We start from the raw sequence: 14,747 nt of genomic DNA on the forward strand, positions 1-14,747 counted from the left end.
CTAGCCAGTACGGGCTAGCTGTCCTTCACTGGGGCGATTGCCCGGTACAACGTTGAGCGGCTGACTCCGAGGAGGGAGGCCACCTTCGCCTTGGGGACCCCACCAGCGATCATCTGCTTGGCGTCGGCGATCTGCACGGCAGACAGCGAGCGGGCACGCCCCTTGTACCTACCTGCCTCCTTCGCCAACCGGATCCCTTCGGCCTGACGCTCCCGGATAAGGTTCCGTTCGAACTCTGCAAAGGCGCCCAAGAGCTGGAGCAAGAGCCGGCTCATGGGATCGTCGGCGTGTGCACTGTAGGTCTGGTTCTCTCGCAGGAAGTGCACGACTGCGCCCTTGGCGATGATCTCGTCCACGATCTGCTGCAGGTCGATCAGGGAGCGTGCCAGGCGGTCCATCGACAAGACCAGGAGTCGATCGCCTTCTCGGATGTAGGCCAGGCATTCGGCCAGCCCCGTCCGGGTGGCTCGAGACCCACCGCTGACCTTGTCCGTGAAGAGGCGGTCGACCTCACCGATCGCCTCGAGCTGCCGATCGAGGTGCTGCTCGTTCGTGGAGACCCTGGCGTACCCAACTGTCTGTCCGTGTCGCATGATGTCTAGACCCTTCGTCGTTCCTGTACCAAAGGAGTGCGTAAGGGCCCTATTGCGACGTGACTGACACTGTCGCGTTAGGGTCTAGCCGTCTGCGATTCGAGCACTTCGGGGCTTGGAGGTAGCTCTGAGCTCTCTTCAGTCCAATACGGTGGGCATCGTGTGGTGGGGTGTTCTCCACGGCAGGGATGAATGGGAGGGGCTTCGTGTCAGTAGTCGTGAACGGAGAGGGCCACCTGACTCAGCGTCAGCTCGAATCGACTCTGTGGGCGGCAGCTAACGCACTGCGCGGCCCGGTCGATCCCGGTGACTTCAAGGCCTACGTGTTCCCGATCCTGTTCTTCAAGTGGATTAGCGACAACTGGGACTACCGGCACGCCGAAGCCGTCGCTGACTGGGGCGACCATTTGACCGAGGAGATCGAAGAGTCCGACTACCAGCCGTTCCGCATCCCCAAGGGCTGCCACTGGGCTGACGTGCACGGCACCGCGGTCAACCTCGGTGCGAAGGTGCAGCTGGCGCTCGGCCGTATCGAGGAGGCCAACCCCGAACTGGCCGGTGTGTTCGGAGACGTGAACTGGGCCAACAAGGACCGGCTCCCTGAGACCGCGCTCGCCGCACTGTTGGATGCCTTCCACGGCGTCCTGCTTGACCCCGACCACGTCGAGGGTGACATGCTCGGTGCCGCGTATGAGTACTTGCTGCGTGAGTTTGCCGAGGCCAGCGGCAAGAAGGCTGGCGAGTTCTTCACCCCGCGTCACGTGGTGCATCTGCTGGTGAAGATCCTCGACCCGAAGCCGAGCGAGACGATCATCGACCCGGCCTGTGGCTCGGGCGGCATGTTGGTCGAGACCGTGAACGCGGTCCAGCAGGCCGGGGGCAACCCGGACACGTTGAAGCTGCACGGCCAGGAGGTCAACCTGACCACCAGCGCCATCGCGAAGATGAACCTGTACCTGCACGGGCTACGCGACTTCTCGATCCGCCGCGGGGACACCTTCCGCGAGCCGAAGTTCCTCGACAAGGGCAAGCTGCAAACCTTCGACGTGGTGATCGCCAACCCGCCGTTCTCGTTGCAGAACTGGGGTGCTGCCGACTGGTCGAACGACCGGTACGGGCGGGCCTTCTGCGGGCTGCCGCCAGCCAAGAACGGTGACTTCGCCTGGATCCAGCACATGATCGCCTCGATGAAGGAAGGCACGGGCCGGGTCGGTGTCGTCATGCCACACGGTGTGCTCTTCCGGGGCGGCAAGGAAGGCGAGATCCGCCGCTGCCTGCTCGAGGACAAGGACTACCTCGAAGCCGTGATCGGCCTGCCGAACAACCTGTTCTACTCTACGTCCATCCCGGTCTGCCTGCTGATCTGGCGCAAGGACAAGCCGGCCGAGCGCGTAGACAAGGTGCTGTTCATCGACGCCTCGGCGCGCTTCAAGGCCGGCAAGAACCAGAACACGATGGACGAGGCTGACATCGAGGCCATCCACGAGGCGTACGCGACCGGTCAGGACCCCGACGGCGAGGACGGCGTGAACGTCCGGCTGGTCGATATGGCCGAGATTGAGGCGAACGGCTGGGACTTGAACATCGGTCGCTACATCCAGACCCAAACCACGGCCGAGGTGGATGTGGAGGCGGCGTTGGCCGCGTACCACGATGCACGCGACCAGTTGCGGGCTGCTGAGCGAGTCCTTGACGACAAGCTGAAGGCGGCTGGTTTCAGTGCGTGACGGGTGGGCGTGGAGACCCTTGGGGCAGATAACCACCCAGGTCGTGGAACCTGTCGCGCTCGAGAGTGACCGGCTCTACAGGAACCTCGGGGTCAAGTGGTATGCGGAGGGAACCTTTCAGCGTGATCCGAAGCCCGGCTCCGCCATCAAAGCCACCAAGCTTTTCCGTGTTCGTCCTGGCCAGTTCGTCTACAACCGCCTATTCGCGACTGAGGGCTCCTTCGCGGTCGTACGAGACGAGGACATCGAAGCTGTTGCTTCCAACGAGTTCCCGGTCTTCGACGTGGACAGGGAGCGGCTGCTTCCGGAGTTCTTGTACCTGCACTTCCAGCAGCCCAACGTTTGGGAGGAAGTCAATCGTCAGTGCACGGGAACCACCAAGAGCCGGCTGCGCTGGAAGGAAGACCGCTTCCGTGAGTACCAGCTACTCGTCCCGCCCCGGCCCGAGCAGGAGCGCATCGTTGACCTGATCGGCGCCGTGGATGATGTGATTGACGCTGCTGCTGCCGCTCTGAGCCGTGTGGATGCTGGACGCCTATTCGCTCTACAAGCGCTCTTCTCGAACGGCCAATCCAGAAGCATGCGCGACCTGCTGGACCGTATCGAGGGCGGTCGGAGCCCCAAGGGCTCCGATGTTCCCCCACGCGACGACCAGTTCGGCGTTCTGAAGGTGAGTGCTGTTACTCGACTCGGGTTCATCCCCAGCGAGTCGAAGACCGTGGATGATGTCGGTGTCTTCGCTCATCACCATCGGGTGGCCGAGGGCGATGCTCTGATCACACGAGCGAATACGGCAGCCTTGGTGGGTCAAGCATGTCTCGTCGAGGAGCCCCAATACAACCTGTTCTTGTGTGACAAGACGCTTCGTCTGGTGCCTGCGGAGAGCGTCCCTTCCGGTGCCATAGTGGCAGCCCTGAACTCGCCGCAGGCTCGGGATCAACTGTCCTCGGCCGCCACGGGAACATCAGCGAGCATGAAGAACATCTCGCAGACGGACATCATGAACGTGCGGATTCAGTGGCCCAGCGACCCCCACATCGCGGCGGCGATGGACAAACAGCTCCTTAGAGTCATCCGAGAGCACAAGGATCAGATCAACCGCCTCCGCACCCTCCGTGCCAATCTGATGACCGCGCTGCTGTCGGGTGAGCATGAGATTCCTGAGTCGTACGACGAGCTGATGGGGGCTGCCTCGTGAGCATCAACGAGCAGAACTCGGTACAGGCACCGATCGTCAACAAGCTGGTCGAGCTGGGTTGGAAGCACATCCCTGGCAAGCAGCTGGACCGGCAGCCCGAGCAGGTCTTCATCGAACCGGACTTGGTTGCAGCGCTGCGCCGGTTGAACCCGATGATCGACGCCGACCCGGAGCGCGCCGATGAGGTCGTATCCCGACTGCGCGCGGTCGTCCTGGGCGTGGCTGATGACGGGCTGGTGGACACCAACGAGGCCTTCACCCGGTGGCTGCGGGGGCTCGAGCATGTGAAGTTCGCCGGTGAGACGAGCCACACGCCTGTGCGGTTGCTCGACTTCGACAACCCGGCCAACAACACCCTGGTCGTCGCTGATGAGGTCGCCTACGGCACGCCAGGTCACAAGGCTCGGTTCGACATCGTGTTGTACGTCAACGGCATCCCGTTGGTGGTCGGTGAGACGAAGACGGCCACCAATGCGATGGTCACGTGGTTGAACGCGGTCAAGGACGTGGCCGAGGTGTACCAGCCGGGCTGGCCGGCATTCTTCGCCCCGAACGTGTTCTGCTTCGCCACCGAGGGCAAGGTGCTCGCCACAGCGTCCACAGGCGCTCCTGTGGACGCCTGGCAAGGCTGGGGACCCACACTCCCGGCCCCGGACCTGAACGACGTCCTGCGGGCCACAGAATCACTGCTGAGCCCCGCCACCGTGTTGACCCTGCTGAGCGACTACGTGGTGTTCGAGGCCCCCGAGGACAACCTGTCGGGCACCAAGAAGCTGATGGCTCGCTACATGCAGTTCGATGCGGTCGAGTTGATCACGTCCCGCGTCCATGAGGGTGACCGGCGCCGGGGCTTGGTCTACCACACCCAGGGCACCGGCAAGACGCTGGCGATGGTGTTCGCCGCGGCCAAGATCCTGACCGACCCGACCTTGTCGAACCCGACGGTCATCATGATCGCCGACCGGGTGCAGCTGGTCCGCCAGACGTGGGACCAGTTCAAGGCCGCGGGCTTGCCGCGCCTGCTCGTCCCCGGCACAGCAGCCTCCCTGCAGAAGGCTCTGGCCAGCCACGCCAACGGCGGTACCGACCAGCGCGGTCTGGTGTTCTCCACGGTCCACAAGTTCGCCGGCGCGATGCCGGGGATGAACGACCGGTCCAACATCGTGGTGCTGGTCGATGAGGCCCACCGCACCCAAGAAGGCGGGCTCGGCCAAGCCCTGCGCGACGCCTTCCCGAACGCCTTCTTCTTCGGGTTCTCCGGCACCCCGATCGGGAAGCTGGACCGCAACACCTACGCCACCTTCGGTGACCCAGACGACCAGAAACGGACCCTGCACTCCTACACCTCCGACCAGGCGATCGCTGATGGGGTGGTGGTCCCGATCCATGTGCAGCCCCGGTTGGTGCAGTTCCAGATCGACAAGGCCAAGCTGGATGAGGCGTTCACCGAGCTCGCGGCCGAGGAGCAGTTGGACGAGGACCAGAAGAAGGTGCTGGCCCGCCGCGCCACCCGGGTGTCGACGTTCTTCGCCAACCCTGAGCGCATCGCCAAGGTTTGCGCCGACATCGTGGATCACTTCTACTCCACCGTCGACCCGCTGGGCATGAAGGCCCAGGTGGTCGCCTTCGACCGGCAGGCCTGCGTGGACTACCGGGCCGAGCTGAACCGGCTGCTGGCCGAGCGCCATGCGGCTGGGTACCCGCTGGATGAGGCTGCGGTCGTGATGAGTGTGGGTGGCAAGGAGGACGACCCGGACTGGCAGCAGTACGCGATGGGTGAGGCCGAGGAGGAAGCGCTGTTGAAGCGGTTCCGCACCTTCGGTGATCCGCTGAAGTTCGTGGTCGTGACCAGCAAGCTCGGCACGGGTTTCAACGCGCCGATCGAGGGCGTCATGTACTTGGACAAGCCGTTGAAGGAACACACGCTGTTCCAGACGATCACGCGCACGAACCGGAACTGGAAGAACCCTGAGACCAAGCAGGAGAAGCGCTACGGCCTCATCGTGGACTACGTGGGTTTGGGGGCTGGGTTCGCCCGCGCGATGGCCCCAGCGAACGCCGACCAGGAGCTGCAGGACTACGACGTCGAGGCCCTGATCGCCAAGTTCGCTGCCGAGCTCGACCTGGCGATGCTGCGGTTCGCCGGCATCGACATCGAGAAGACCGGCCCGACGACCCTGATCGACGCGCTCGGTCGCCTGCCTGACCCTGCTGCCAAGCTGGCGTTCGCCCTCCAGTTCGGTGTCCTGGAGGGCATCTGGGAGACGGCCTACCCCCACCACAGGCTGCGGGAGATGGCGAGTCGTTACCGGTTCCTGGCGAAGGTGTACGCGGCCGCGCAGCCACCGGCCGGGGCCGATGGTGCGCTGTGGGAACGCCTTGGTGCCAAGACGCTGGCCTTGGTGCATCAGCACATCTCGAACGTGCAGATCGACGTCCGCAAGACACTGGTGGTGGCCGACGCGGAGACGATCCGCCGCTTGGACGAGCAGGACATGCTGCCCGAGGTCGAGGACGGCAAGGAGCTGACCGCGGACAAGATCATCGAGACGATTGCCGAGCGGTTGAAGAAGCGTCAGAACGGGCCGAGCGGTGGGCACGGGGTGTGGAAGTCGCTGGCTGAACGCCTGGATGCCTTGCGGTCCCGGCAGGTGCAGAACGCGCAGCAGTCGATCGACTTGCTGAGCCAGATCTGCGATGTCGCTGCTGACCTGCGCCGCGCCGAGAAGGCTGACGACGACGATGGTGTGGAGGGCTTGGATGTCCTGCCCGACCAGCACCAAGGGGCGTTGACGCAGATCTTCCACGAGTTCGCTCCCCCGGAGACGCCTGAGGTCATCGAGAAGGTGGTCTTGGAGATTGATGCGATCGTGAAGCAGGTCCGCTTTGATGACTGGGCTTCGACGGCGAAGGGGGACCAGGCGGTGCGCCGGGAGTTGCGGAAGATCTTGGGTCGTTACGAGCTCCACAAGGTGGAGGGCTTGTTCGACCGGGCGTACGACTACATCGCGGAGCACTACTGATGGGTGGCGCGGGCTCTAGCTGGCGGACGATATCCCCGGGTTCGTGGAAGGCAGGACGCATGGGTACACGTGCTTTGAGATTCGCCGCACGGCGTGTAGCCTATTACCAGATTGGTAATAGGTGATGATGGGGGAGCTTGAAGTTACGTACGTGAGCAACAAGATCGAGAAGGTGTGCAAGATCGAGCGCGAAACTAGGAAGGTCTGGGGCCCCGACTTCGTCAGGCCTGTGCAGAACCGGATCTCCCAACTGGAAGCTGCGGATTGCCTTGGGGACTTGGTCGGGACGGGCGCACCCGGCCGCTGGGAGTTGATGACCGGCGACCGGCTTGGTCAGGCATCGGCCCACCTGACCGCCAACTACCGGCTGATCATGAAGGTCGAAGGGAGCGACGCAAATGAGATTCGGCACGTAGAGGTGCTGGGTCGCGAGGACTACCACTGAGGGGAGGTGGCTGAAGATGGAGAAGGACTACGCAGTCGCGCCGGGCAGGATGCTCGATGAGTGGCTCGATGAGAACGACATGACTCAGACCGAGCTGGCCCGCCGCCTTGGGTGCTCGGTTAAGCACGTCAACCAGGTAGTCAATGGGGTTGCGGCGCTATCCCCCACGTTTGCGCTCGAGCTAGAGCAGGTGACCCGAGTGTCAGCAAGGCTGTGGTCGAACATGGAAGCGAACTACCGAATAGACATGGCTCGGCTGGTGCGTCAGGCCAACGAGGATGAGGCTCTGGCCTTCCTTAGGACCATGCCCGTCAGTGAGATGCGGAAGCGTGGGATTCTGACGCCCGTCCGCCTCGTCAAGCAGAACATCATGGTGGCTTACGAGGAGGTCTTGGGGTTCTTCCAAGTGGCCAGCGCTGAGGCCTACCACGAGGTTTATGGCACGAGGATTGCCGCCTACCGCCAGTCTGGGGCAAACGCACAGGACCCCAACTCACTGGCGACGTGGCTCAGGCTTGGGGAGCTGGCGGCCCAACGCCGGGATGCGGGCGAGTACGACCCGATTCGCCTTGCAGAGTCACTGCCCACTTTGAGGGGTCTCACGGTCGCTGCGGATCTCACCGCGGCCGTCGACAGCGCAAAGGTGATGCTCGCGGAGTGTGGAGTCAAACTGGTCATCATTGATGATGTCCCGGGCACTCGACTGTACGGAGCGACCCGATGGATCAACAAGCACCCCGTCGTCCAGTTGTCGCTGCGTCGCAAGAAGGATGACCACTTCTGGTTCAGCTTCTTCCACGAGCTCGGCCATGTCCTGAGGCACAAGAATGACGATTTCATTGACTACGACGGGCTGACATCCCCACGCGAAACTGAGGCCAACACCTTCGCCGCAGATCTGCTCATTCCTGCATCCATGGCGGACGAACTCCCCCGCCTGCGAAGCCTCGACCAAGTGACCGACTTTGCGAAGCGCGCGTCAGTGGCACCAGGTGTTGTGGTCGGGAGGCTCCAGCACGACAAGCACTGGACACACGGCGCCGGAAACAGTTTGAAGAGGGACATGAACCTGCCACTCGACTGATACCCCACAAGAACCAAACGAACGCTCGGCCCTGGCAGGCCAAGCGTTCGGGGCACGAGGTGAATCGTGCGGGTTGCGTTCCTGCAGCAAATCACCTCCCGTGCCCGGATGCAACTAGGCACGGGAGGAGGTGAAAGAAGATGGCCAAGTCCAAGGTCACGAGCACCAAGGCTGCCAAGGCAGCTAGCAAGGTGCTGTCGAACCCCAAGTCGTCCAAGGCGGCGAAGACGGCAGCAGGCTCCGCCCTGTCGCAGAAGCCCTCCAAGAAGGGCCGCTAGCTGAGAGGGGCCGGGGTCTATCCCCGGCCCCTTCCAACCTTGCTGACAGGAGTGTTGCATGACCTGGAAGAAGAAGCTGCCGGATTCTCCCCGCACTACCTACGCTCCGCGGGCCATCGCCAAGGATCTCCGCGTGGATGTGGAGGTCGTCATGGAAGCGTTGCGAGAGATCGGCGAGTATGCGGACTCTCCCACAAGGAGGTCCATCGAAGAACCGGTAAGGCGCCGCCTCTTGGCGCACTTGGGGTTCGAGTACGAGGCGCCACGTGTTGAATCGGTTTCCCAGTGGGAACGTCAAGGGTATTCCACACCCACCCCAGTCAAGGGAGCGAACTCCCGCGAACGCCCCGACCCGAAGCTCCCGACATCATTCAGTTCGAAGGATCATTCGGTGGGTCTGGGTATGCGGACGGACGACGTGGCTCCCGCCTGGGAAGACCAGTCCTGGAAGCTCTTGGGCTTCACGGACGTCGAGCGTGACGCGTGGCTCGTCTACCTCCGCCGTGGACAGGCGAAACTGGCCGCAACCTACAGGGATGCTGGCTTGGCACCCGATGACATGCCAGTGGATGTCATGGGTTGGCAGATCTACAAGCGCCTCCGCTCGGGAGAATCCCCACGGGAGGTGCTTCGACTGTTGAAGCGCGCCCGGGAGGCCGGCTAGTAACGATCGGCGAGGGCTTTGTCGAGACCCCCTAGGCCTTGACAAAGCCCTCGCCGTGTTCGCTGGATGAGAACCCGAGCAGCAAGCCCGGCTATCCTTGGCCCCATGAACGCGTACCTAGCCTGACCCCATCGGGGGTCAGCTCCAGTGGCCTGAGGAGGCCCCATGTACGCATTCCTGCCGTTCTGGCTCCGCAACCTCCTGTCGAACTACCGCCAGTACCGCGCATCTTGGTCGTGCGAATGCGAAGCGTGCATGGCCTGGTGGCGGGCTCACCATAACTCGTGCTGCGATTGCGGTTCCTGCCGGGCGTTCGCGCGCGAGGAGGCACACTGCTGGTTGTGTGACGTGAACTCTGGCGTCGCTCCGAACGAGGGAGTAGCGCCACGCGTCGGCACATCTAGCGGGAGTGACTAGCTTCGCTTCTCCTGCCCTAGTGCGCCCGTGGTGCTCCATCCAGCCGCTCGGGGTTCGCCTCCAAGCCAGGCAGGGGAGAGCCGGAGGCGGGCTCTCGGGGTTGCAGGATCAGGCGCTCGCCCGTGGTTCGGACCTCGAAGTCGAACCAGTCGTACTCGCTGGCGGGAGGGTCCGCCAAATAGCAGCGGATGAGGAGGGTGTCGGTGGTCTCGAGGAAGACCCGGAGGAGTGCAAGCCGGCCGACTTCCACGAGGGTGGTGGGGTCTCCGAGCTGGGTCATGTGCCATGTCTGGGGTGTCATGGAGTCGACGCTAAGTCCTGCCGACGGTGGGCTGGCCTTTATCCACAGGGGAAGGTGTTGTCCGAGTGTTGTCCGGGCTCGATGAGCAGTGCCCTCGGCTGTTGCTCTAGGGCCGATGCGGCGTGCTGCGGCAGTTGTGTTGTGTTGGGGTGAACTTCGTGATCGTGATCTCGCGCACATGCGGATGCTCGTGACATCACTCAACTGTTCAGGTCGGTCTCCGACCCACCTGCTACCTCTGAACCGGGGTCGGCGGGACCACGGAGTATGGGTCTGCCTCTGGCGTGGCCATTTCATGCCATGCTGGCAGTCGATGTGGAGGTGTCTTTGCGAAGCAGCGGGAGGGGCTCTCTGTGGTGAAGCAATCCGTGAAGGTGTCTGATCCGGGTAAGTCCCCATGGTGGCTAGTTCTACCTGTCGGTGGTGCCGCGATCGGCGCGGCAACTCCCAGTTTGACTGGAGCTGGCGGCATAGTCCCCATCGTCGGGGCCGTCGTGGGCGGCGTGGCTGGCGCCGCCCTATCGGCGGCTCCGCCGGTGAAGGAATGGCTTTCGGCCGTTCCGCTGATAAGCGTGTCGCTGCGCTGGCTGGCGCAGACGAGACGATCTTGGGGAGGCGTTTGGACTCGTTGTGTGTGCACGTGTCGGATCGTGACATCACCGAGTTCGCGCCGCGTGACCTCCTGCCAGTAGTCCGTGGTCTGCTCGCCAACCAGACACCCGTGCTCGTCGAGGGTCCCTCAATGTCGGGGAAGACCCGTCTGGTAGTGCAGACCCTTGTCGAAGGCTGGAGCGGTGCGCCGTTGTGGTTCCCTAAGGACGATGAGGGGATCGCCAAGTTGGTGCGCTCTGGGCAGGACCCGACTAGGACGCGTCTCCTAATCGAGAGCGCGGAATCCGAGAGAGACATACAGTGCTCGCGCCTCGGTTGCGGTGTCGTCGACGCGTAGTCCGATGCTTGTCTGCAAGGCGGCTTGTACGGCCTGGACGAGGGCTCGCCCGATCCCGCTCCGTCGCGCGTGGGGCACGACGAACAAGTCGATGATGAATGGGCCTCTCGGCACGTCGTCCCAGGGAGCGTCCGTCACGGTGAGGATCGCTCCTACGAGCTCGTCGTCTCGCCAGGCGCCAAAGGATCCGTCTGCGAGCCACGGACCGTACTCACCTCGCCACGATGCAAGGACATCGTCGGTGGCGTCGTTGAGAGTCATCTCGTCGGGTGAGTGGAGGTAGGTGCGCCAGTACGCCTTACCAACGGCTCGAAGGTCCGGCTCTTCGAGTGCGCGAAGGACTACTCCTCCAGGGATGACGTGATCGGTCCGCGTCGGCGGCTCTGCGAGCATCAGGGTGTTTGGCACATGCAGGACTGTAGAGAAATGCCGAGACTGCTTCCAAACGGTTACCGGAACGGCCCCGCCCGTAGCCAGGTGACGATCGCGGCCAGGACGGCGCCGGCACGGTAGACGACGGCGTGCTTGTCATAGCGGGTGGCCAATCCGCGCCACTGTTTGAGCAGGTTGAAGGACCGCTCCACGACGTTGCGACGTTTGTAGGTCGCGGGGTCGAACTTCGGTGGTCGACCACCGGCTGTGCCACGCCGTTTGCGGTTGGCTCGCTGATCGGCGGGTTCGGGGATCACGGTCCTGATCCCCCGCCGGCGCAGCATCGCCCGGTTGCCGCGAGAGGAGTACGCCTTGTCGCCGAGCAGAACGTCAGGCGTCGTGCGAGGGCGGCCGGTGCCGAGACGCGGTACCCAGATGTCGTCGAGCACCATGTCCCATATGTAGGCGGCATCCATCACCAGCCAGCTCACGTCCGGCCGGCGGGAGCGACCACGCGCCGCATGACCGTGTTGCGTTGGCCCTTGGCACGGATGAACTCGAACCCGGCACGCTCGTACACCGAACGAGTGCCGTTGTAGAAGAACGAAGAAGAGGTCGGCTTGTCGGTGCGAGGGATGTGAGGGTATCCCTCAACCACGCCGCCGCCGGCGTGGGCGATCATCTCGAGTGCACCTTCCAGAGCAACCGTGAGCAGCCCGTGCCCCCGGAAGCGCTTGTCCACGAAGATGCAGGTGATCCGGTAGTCGGGCTCCTCCTCGTTGGCGGCGTTGAGGTCGGTGAGGTACTGCTTCTTGTGGTGGATGTTCGGCAACTCCTCCGGGGTCCCAAACTCCGCCCAGGCGATGGCTTCCTCACCGTCCTCGCCTTCGCGCACGACCAGCGCCGCATGCGCGACACCCTCCTCCACGAGCCGCTTCTTCAAGTCTCGATTGCCCTGGTAGGACTTCCCCTTCTCGTCGCAATCGGGGTGAAACCAGACGCACCAGCATCCACTGAAGATGCCGTTGTGCCGCTCCACCAGCGCGTCGAAGAGAGGCCAGGTGGCCGGCGACAGCGGCTGCACCGAGGTCGGGCCCGGCTCTTGGTTCGCCATGCTCCCGGACGGTACCCGTCACCACGAATCACGTCGAGAGGCTGCCCCCGGCCAACAGGGCACATCGGCAGGAGCGAACGCGCCGGTCGCGGCAAATCCGGTAAACGAGGCTCATGGTCGATATGCCACATAGGCGTGGGGTTCACGGTGCTGGCTCAGAGTCGTGGGGGCAGGTCTGGTCACTAATGACTGTATAGTCAGCGTGTGCTGACTATTGCTTCTCGCGTGGATGTGATGAACCGGTTGGGGCGGGCGATGGCCGATCCGACGCGTTCGCGCATCTTGTTGTCGTTGCTGGAGGGTCCGGGCTATCCGGCCCAGTTGGCACGTGACCTGGAGCTCACCCGGACGAATGTCTCCAACCACCTGGCGTGCCTGCGGGGGTGTGGGATCGTCGTGGCCGAGCCGGAGGGGCGCCAGACGCGCTACGAGATCACCGACCCGCACCTCGCGGCGGCGTTGGTCGCACTGGTCAACGTGACCTTGGCGGTGGACGAGGACGCCCCCTGCATCGACCCTGCCTGCGGGGTGGCGGATTGCCCGTCCCACCGAGATGACAAGGAGGCGCGCGCATGAGTGACGCATGCTGCGGCGACGCACCCGCCCGGGCTGAGGTCGGTGCGCAGGAGGAGGTTGAGCAGCCTTGGTGGCGTGATCGGGCCGTCGTCCTGCCGATCCTGTCCGGGGTGTTCCTGGCCGCCGGGTTGTTGGTGGAGTGGCTCGCCGGGACGCCGGCGGCGAGGATCGTGGCCTTGGTGTTGTTCTGGTTGGGCCTGCTCGCCGGGGCGTCCACGTTCGTCCCGGGGGCGCTGCGGAACCTGGTCCGCAAGCGGAAGTTGGGGATCGGGCTGCTGATGACGATCAGCGCCGTGGGTGCGGTCATCCTGGGCTACGTCGAGGAGGCGGCGGCCCTGGCCTTCCTGTACTCCTTGGCCGAGATGCTCGAGGACAAGGCGATGGACAGAGCCCGCAGTGGCCTGCGCGCCCTGCTGAAACTCGTTCCCGAAACGGCGACCGTGGCGCGGGGCGGGCGGACGGTCACCATCCCGGCGAGGGAACTCACCATCGGGCAACTGATGCTGGTCCGGCCCGGCGAGAGGGTCGCGACCGACGGTGTGGTGCGGTCGGGACGCTCCAGCCTGGACACGTCGGCGATCACCGGGGAGTCGATCCCGGTGGAGGTCGAGGCCGGTGATCCTGTGTCGGCGGGTTCGATCAACACCTCTGGCGTGTTGGAGGTCGAGGCCACCGCCGCCGGCACCGACAACTCGTTGACCACGATCGTCGAACTCGTCGAGCAGGCTCAGGCGGAGAAGGGCGACCGTGCACGGTTGGCGGATCGGATCGCGCGTCCGCTCGTGCCCGGCGTCCTCGTGCTGGCGCTCCTGGTGGCGGTGGTGGGCTCGCTGTTCGGGGACCCCGAACTGTGGATCACCCGCGCCCTGGTGGTGCTGGTAGCCGCCAGCCCATGCGCGCTGGCGATCTCGGTGCCGGTCACGGTGGTGTCGGCGATCGGCGCGGCGAGCAAGTTCGGCGTCATCATCAAGAGCGGCGCCGCCTTCGAACGGCTCGGCTCGATCCGGCACGCGGCCATGGACAAGACCGGCACACTCACCCCGAATCAACCCGTTGTCACCGCAGTGGTGACGACCGAGGGCTGGAGCGAGTCCGACGTGCTGTCCCACGCGGCGGCGCTGGAGCGGCAGTCCACCCATCCGCTGGCATTGGCGATCGTCGCCGCAGCATCCGATGCTCCCGCCAGCGTGCACGTGGAGGAGACGGCGGGGCACGGTGTCCTCGGGACGGTCGAGGGCCGCCGCGTCACGGTCGGCAGTCCGCGTTGGATCGACGCCGGCCAACTCGCCGACCGCGTCGAACAACTCGAGGGCGAGGGACGGACCTGCGTCCTGGTCACCGTCGACGGCGAGACGGTCGGGGTGATCGGTGTGCGCGACGAGTTGCGCCCCGAGGTGCCCGAGGTCGTGGCCACCCTCGCCGACCAGGGTGTCGGGGTGAGCATGCTCACCGGCGACAACGCCCGGACAGCGGCTGCGCTGGGCCGCGACGCGGGCATCGCCGACGTGCGGGCCGAACTACGCCCGGAGGACAAGGCCGGCATCGTCGCGGAACTCGACGAGCGGGTGCCCACGGCGATGATCGGCGACGGCATCAACGATGCACCGGCCCTGGCCGGGGCGACGGTCGGCATTGCGATGGGGGCGACCGGGTCGGACGCCGCCATCGAGTCCGCCGACGTGGCCTTCACTGGCCACGACCTGCGGCTCATCCCCCAGGCGTTGGCCCACGCCCGCCGCGGTGGACGGATCATCAACCAGAACATCGTGCTGTCGCTGGCGATCATCATCGTCCTGCTGCCCCTGGCGATCACCGGTGTGCTGGGACTGGCCGCCGTGGTGCTGGTCCACGAGGTGGCCGAGGTGGTCGTGATCGCCAACGGCCTTCGGGCCGCCCAAACCAAGCGCACCGAGCTCACCCCGATCGGTCCGGGCGGCTCCGCGCGCGCAGCCGACGACTTGGCTGTGGCCACCGCCTGACGGCGCGCCCGGCACGAACTGAAATCA

At 64.6% G+C, this 14,747-nt stretch carries 13 protein-coding genes and 1 pseudogene; 9 read left to right on the forward strand and 5 right to left on the reverse strand.

The features are described from left to right. Positions 1-14 precede the first annotated feature (14 nt). Positions 15-593 (reverse strand): recombinase family protein, encoded by a 579-nt coding sequence (locus AC5YDV_RS06490; protein ID WP_496192429.1) that lies wholly within the window; start codon positions 591-593, stop codon positions 15-17. 206 nt (positions 594-799) lie between these two features. On the opposite strand from AC5YDV_RS06490, the gene AC5YDV_RS06495 reads away from it, so the two are divergent. The 7 genes from AC5YDV_RS06495 (at position 800) to AC5YDV_RS06525 (ending at position 9,012) form a co-directional block, all read left to right on the forward strand. Beyond that, a complete protein-coding gene (locus AC5YDV_RS06495) occupies positions 800-2,320 on the forward strand; it encodes a type I restriction-modification system subunit M (RefSeq protein WP_496192430.1) in 1,521 nt (506 codons plus the stop codon). Positions 2,321-2,363: 43 nt separating this feature from the next. Then, positions 2,364-3,518 (forward strand): restriction endonuclease subunit S, encoded by a 1,155-nt coding sequence (locus AC5YDV_RS06500; protein WP_496192431.1) that lies wholly within the window; start codon positions 2,364-2,366, stop codon positions 3,516-3,518. Continuing rightward, on the forward strand, positions 3,515-6,541 hold the full coding sequence (locus AC5YDV_RS06505; RefSeq protein WP_496192432.1) for a type I restriction endonuclease subunit R: 3,027 nt from the start codon (positions 3,515-3,517) through the stop codon (positions 6,539-6,541). Before AC5YDV_RS06500 ends, AC5YDV_RS06505 begins: the two co-directional genes overlap by 4 nt. A 151-nt stretch (positions 6,542-6,692) precedes the next feature. Further along, entirely contained in the window at positions 6,693-6,986 is a 294-nt protein-coding gene (locus tag AC5YDV_RS06510) for a hypothetical protein (RefSeq protein WP_496192433.1), read from the forward strand. A 16-nt stretch (positions 6,987-7,002) separates the two neighbouring features. Then, the gene (locus AC5YDV_RS06515; protein ID WP_496192434.1) at positions 7,003-8,070 is read left to right on the forward strand and encodes a HigA family addiction module antitoxin; all 1,068 of its coding nucleotides are present in this window, start codon (positions 7,003-7,005) and stop codon (positions 8,068-8,070) included. A 140-nt stretch (positions 8,071-8,210) separates the two neighbouring features. Continuing rightward, entirely contained in the window at positions 8,211-8,348 is a 138-nt protein-coding gene (locus tag AC5YDV_RS06520) for a hypothetical protein (protein ID WP_496192435.1), read from the forward strand. 58 nt (positions 8,349-8,406) lie between these two features. After that, a complete protein-coding gene (locus tag AC5YDV_RS06525) occupies positions 8,407-9,012 on the forward strand; it encodes a hypothetical protein (protein WP_496192436.1) in 606 nt (201 codons plus the stop codon). 433 nt (positions 9,013-9,445) lie between these two features. Here AC5YDV_RS06525 and AC5YDV_RS06530 read toward each other — a convergent pair whose 3' ends face one another. The 4 genes and pseudogenes from AC5YDV_RS06530 to AC5YDV_RS06545 form a co-directional block, all read right to left on the reverse strand. Continuing rightward, a complete protein-coding gene (locus AC5YDV_RS06530) occupies positions 9,446-9,709 on the reverse strand; it encodes a hypothetical protein (protein WP_496192437.1) in 264 nt (87 codons plus the stop codon). A gap of 898 nt (positions 9,710-10,607) precedes the next feature. Beyond that, complete coding sequence (locus tag AC5YDV_RS06535) at positions 10,608-11,087, reverse strand: GNAT family N-acetyltransferase (protein ID WP_496192438.1); 480 nt, start codon at positions 11,085-11,087, stop codon at positions 10,608-10,610. Between the two features lie 41 nt (positions 11,088-11,128). Continuing rightward, positions 11,129-11,500, reverse strand: a pseudogene (locus AC5YDV_RS06540) (transposase); the annotation flags it as partial. A 38-nt stretch (positions 11,501-11,538) separates the two neighbouring features. Next, a complete protein-coding gene (locus AC5YDV_RS06545) occupies positions 11,539-12,165 on the reverse strand; it encodes a GNAT family N-acetyltransferase (protein ID WP_496192439.1) in 627 nt (208 codons plus the stop codon). 204 nt (positions 12,166-12,369) lie between these two features. Here AC5YDV_RS06545 and cmtR point away from each other — a divergent pair, with 204 nt between their 5' ends. Both cmtR and AC5YDV_RS06555 read left to right on the forward strand, forming a co-directional pair. Further along, positions 12,370-12,741, forward strand: a complete 372-nt coding sequence (gene cmtR, locus AC5YDV_RS06550; protein ID WP_208091062.1) for a Cd(II)/Pb(II)-sensing metalloregulatory transcriptional regulator CmtR — start codon at positions 12,370-12,372, stop codon at positions 12,739-12,741. Continuing rightward, positions 12,738-14,720: a heavy metal translocating P-type ATPase gene (locus tag AC5YDV_RS06555; RefSeq protein WP_188334697.1), complete on the forward strand. Its 1,983-nt coding sequence runs from the start codon at positions 12,738-12,740 to the stop codon at positions 14,718-14,720. The genes cmtR and AC5YDV_RS06555 overlap by 4 nt, the downstream gene beginning before the upstream one ends. Positions 14,721-14,747: the final 27 nt, after the last annotated feature.

Source organism: Propioniciclava sp. LT432, from assembly GCF_059515965.1.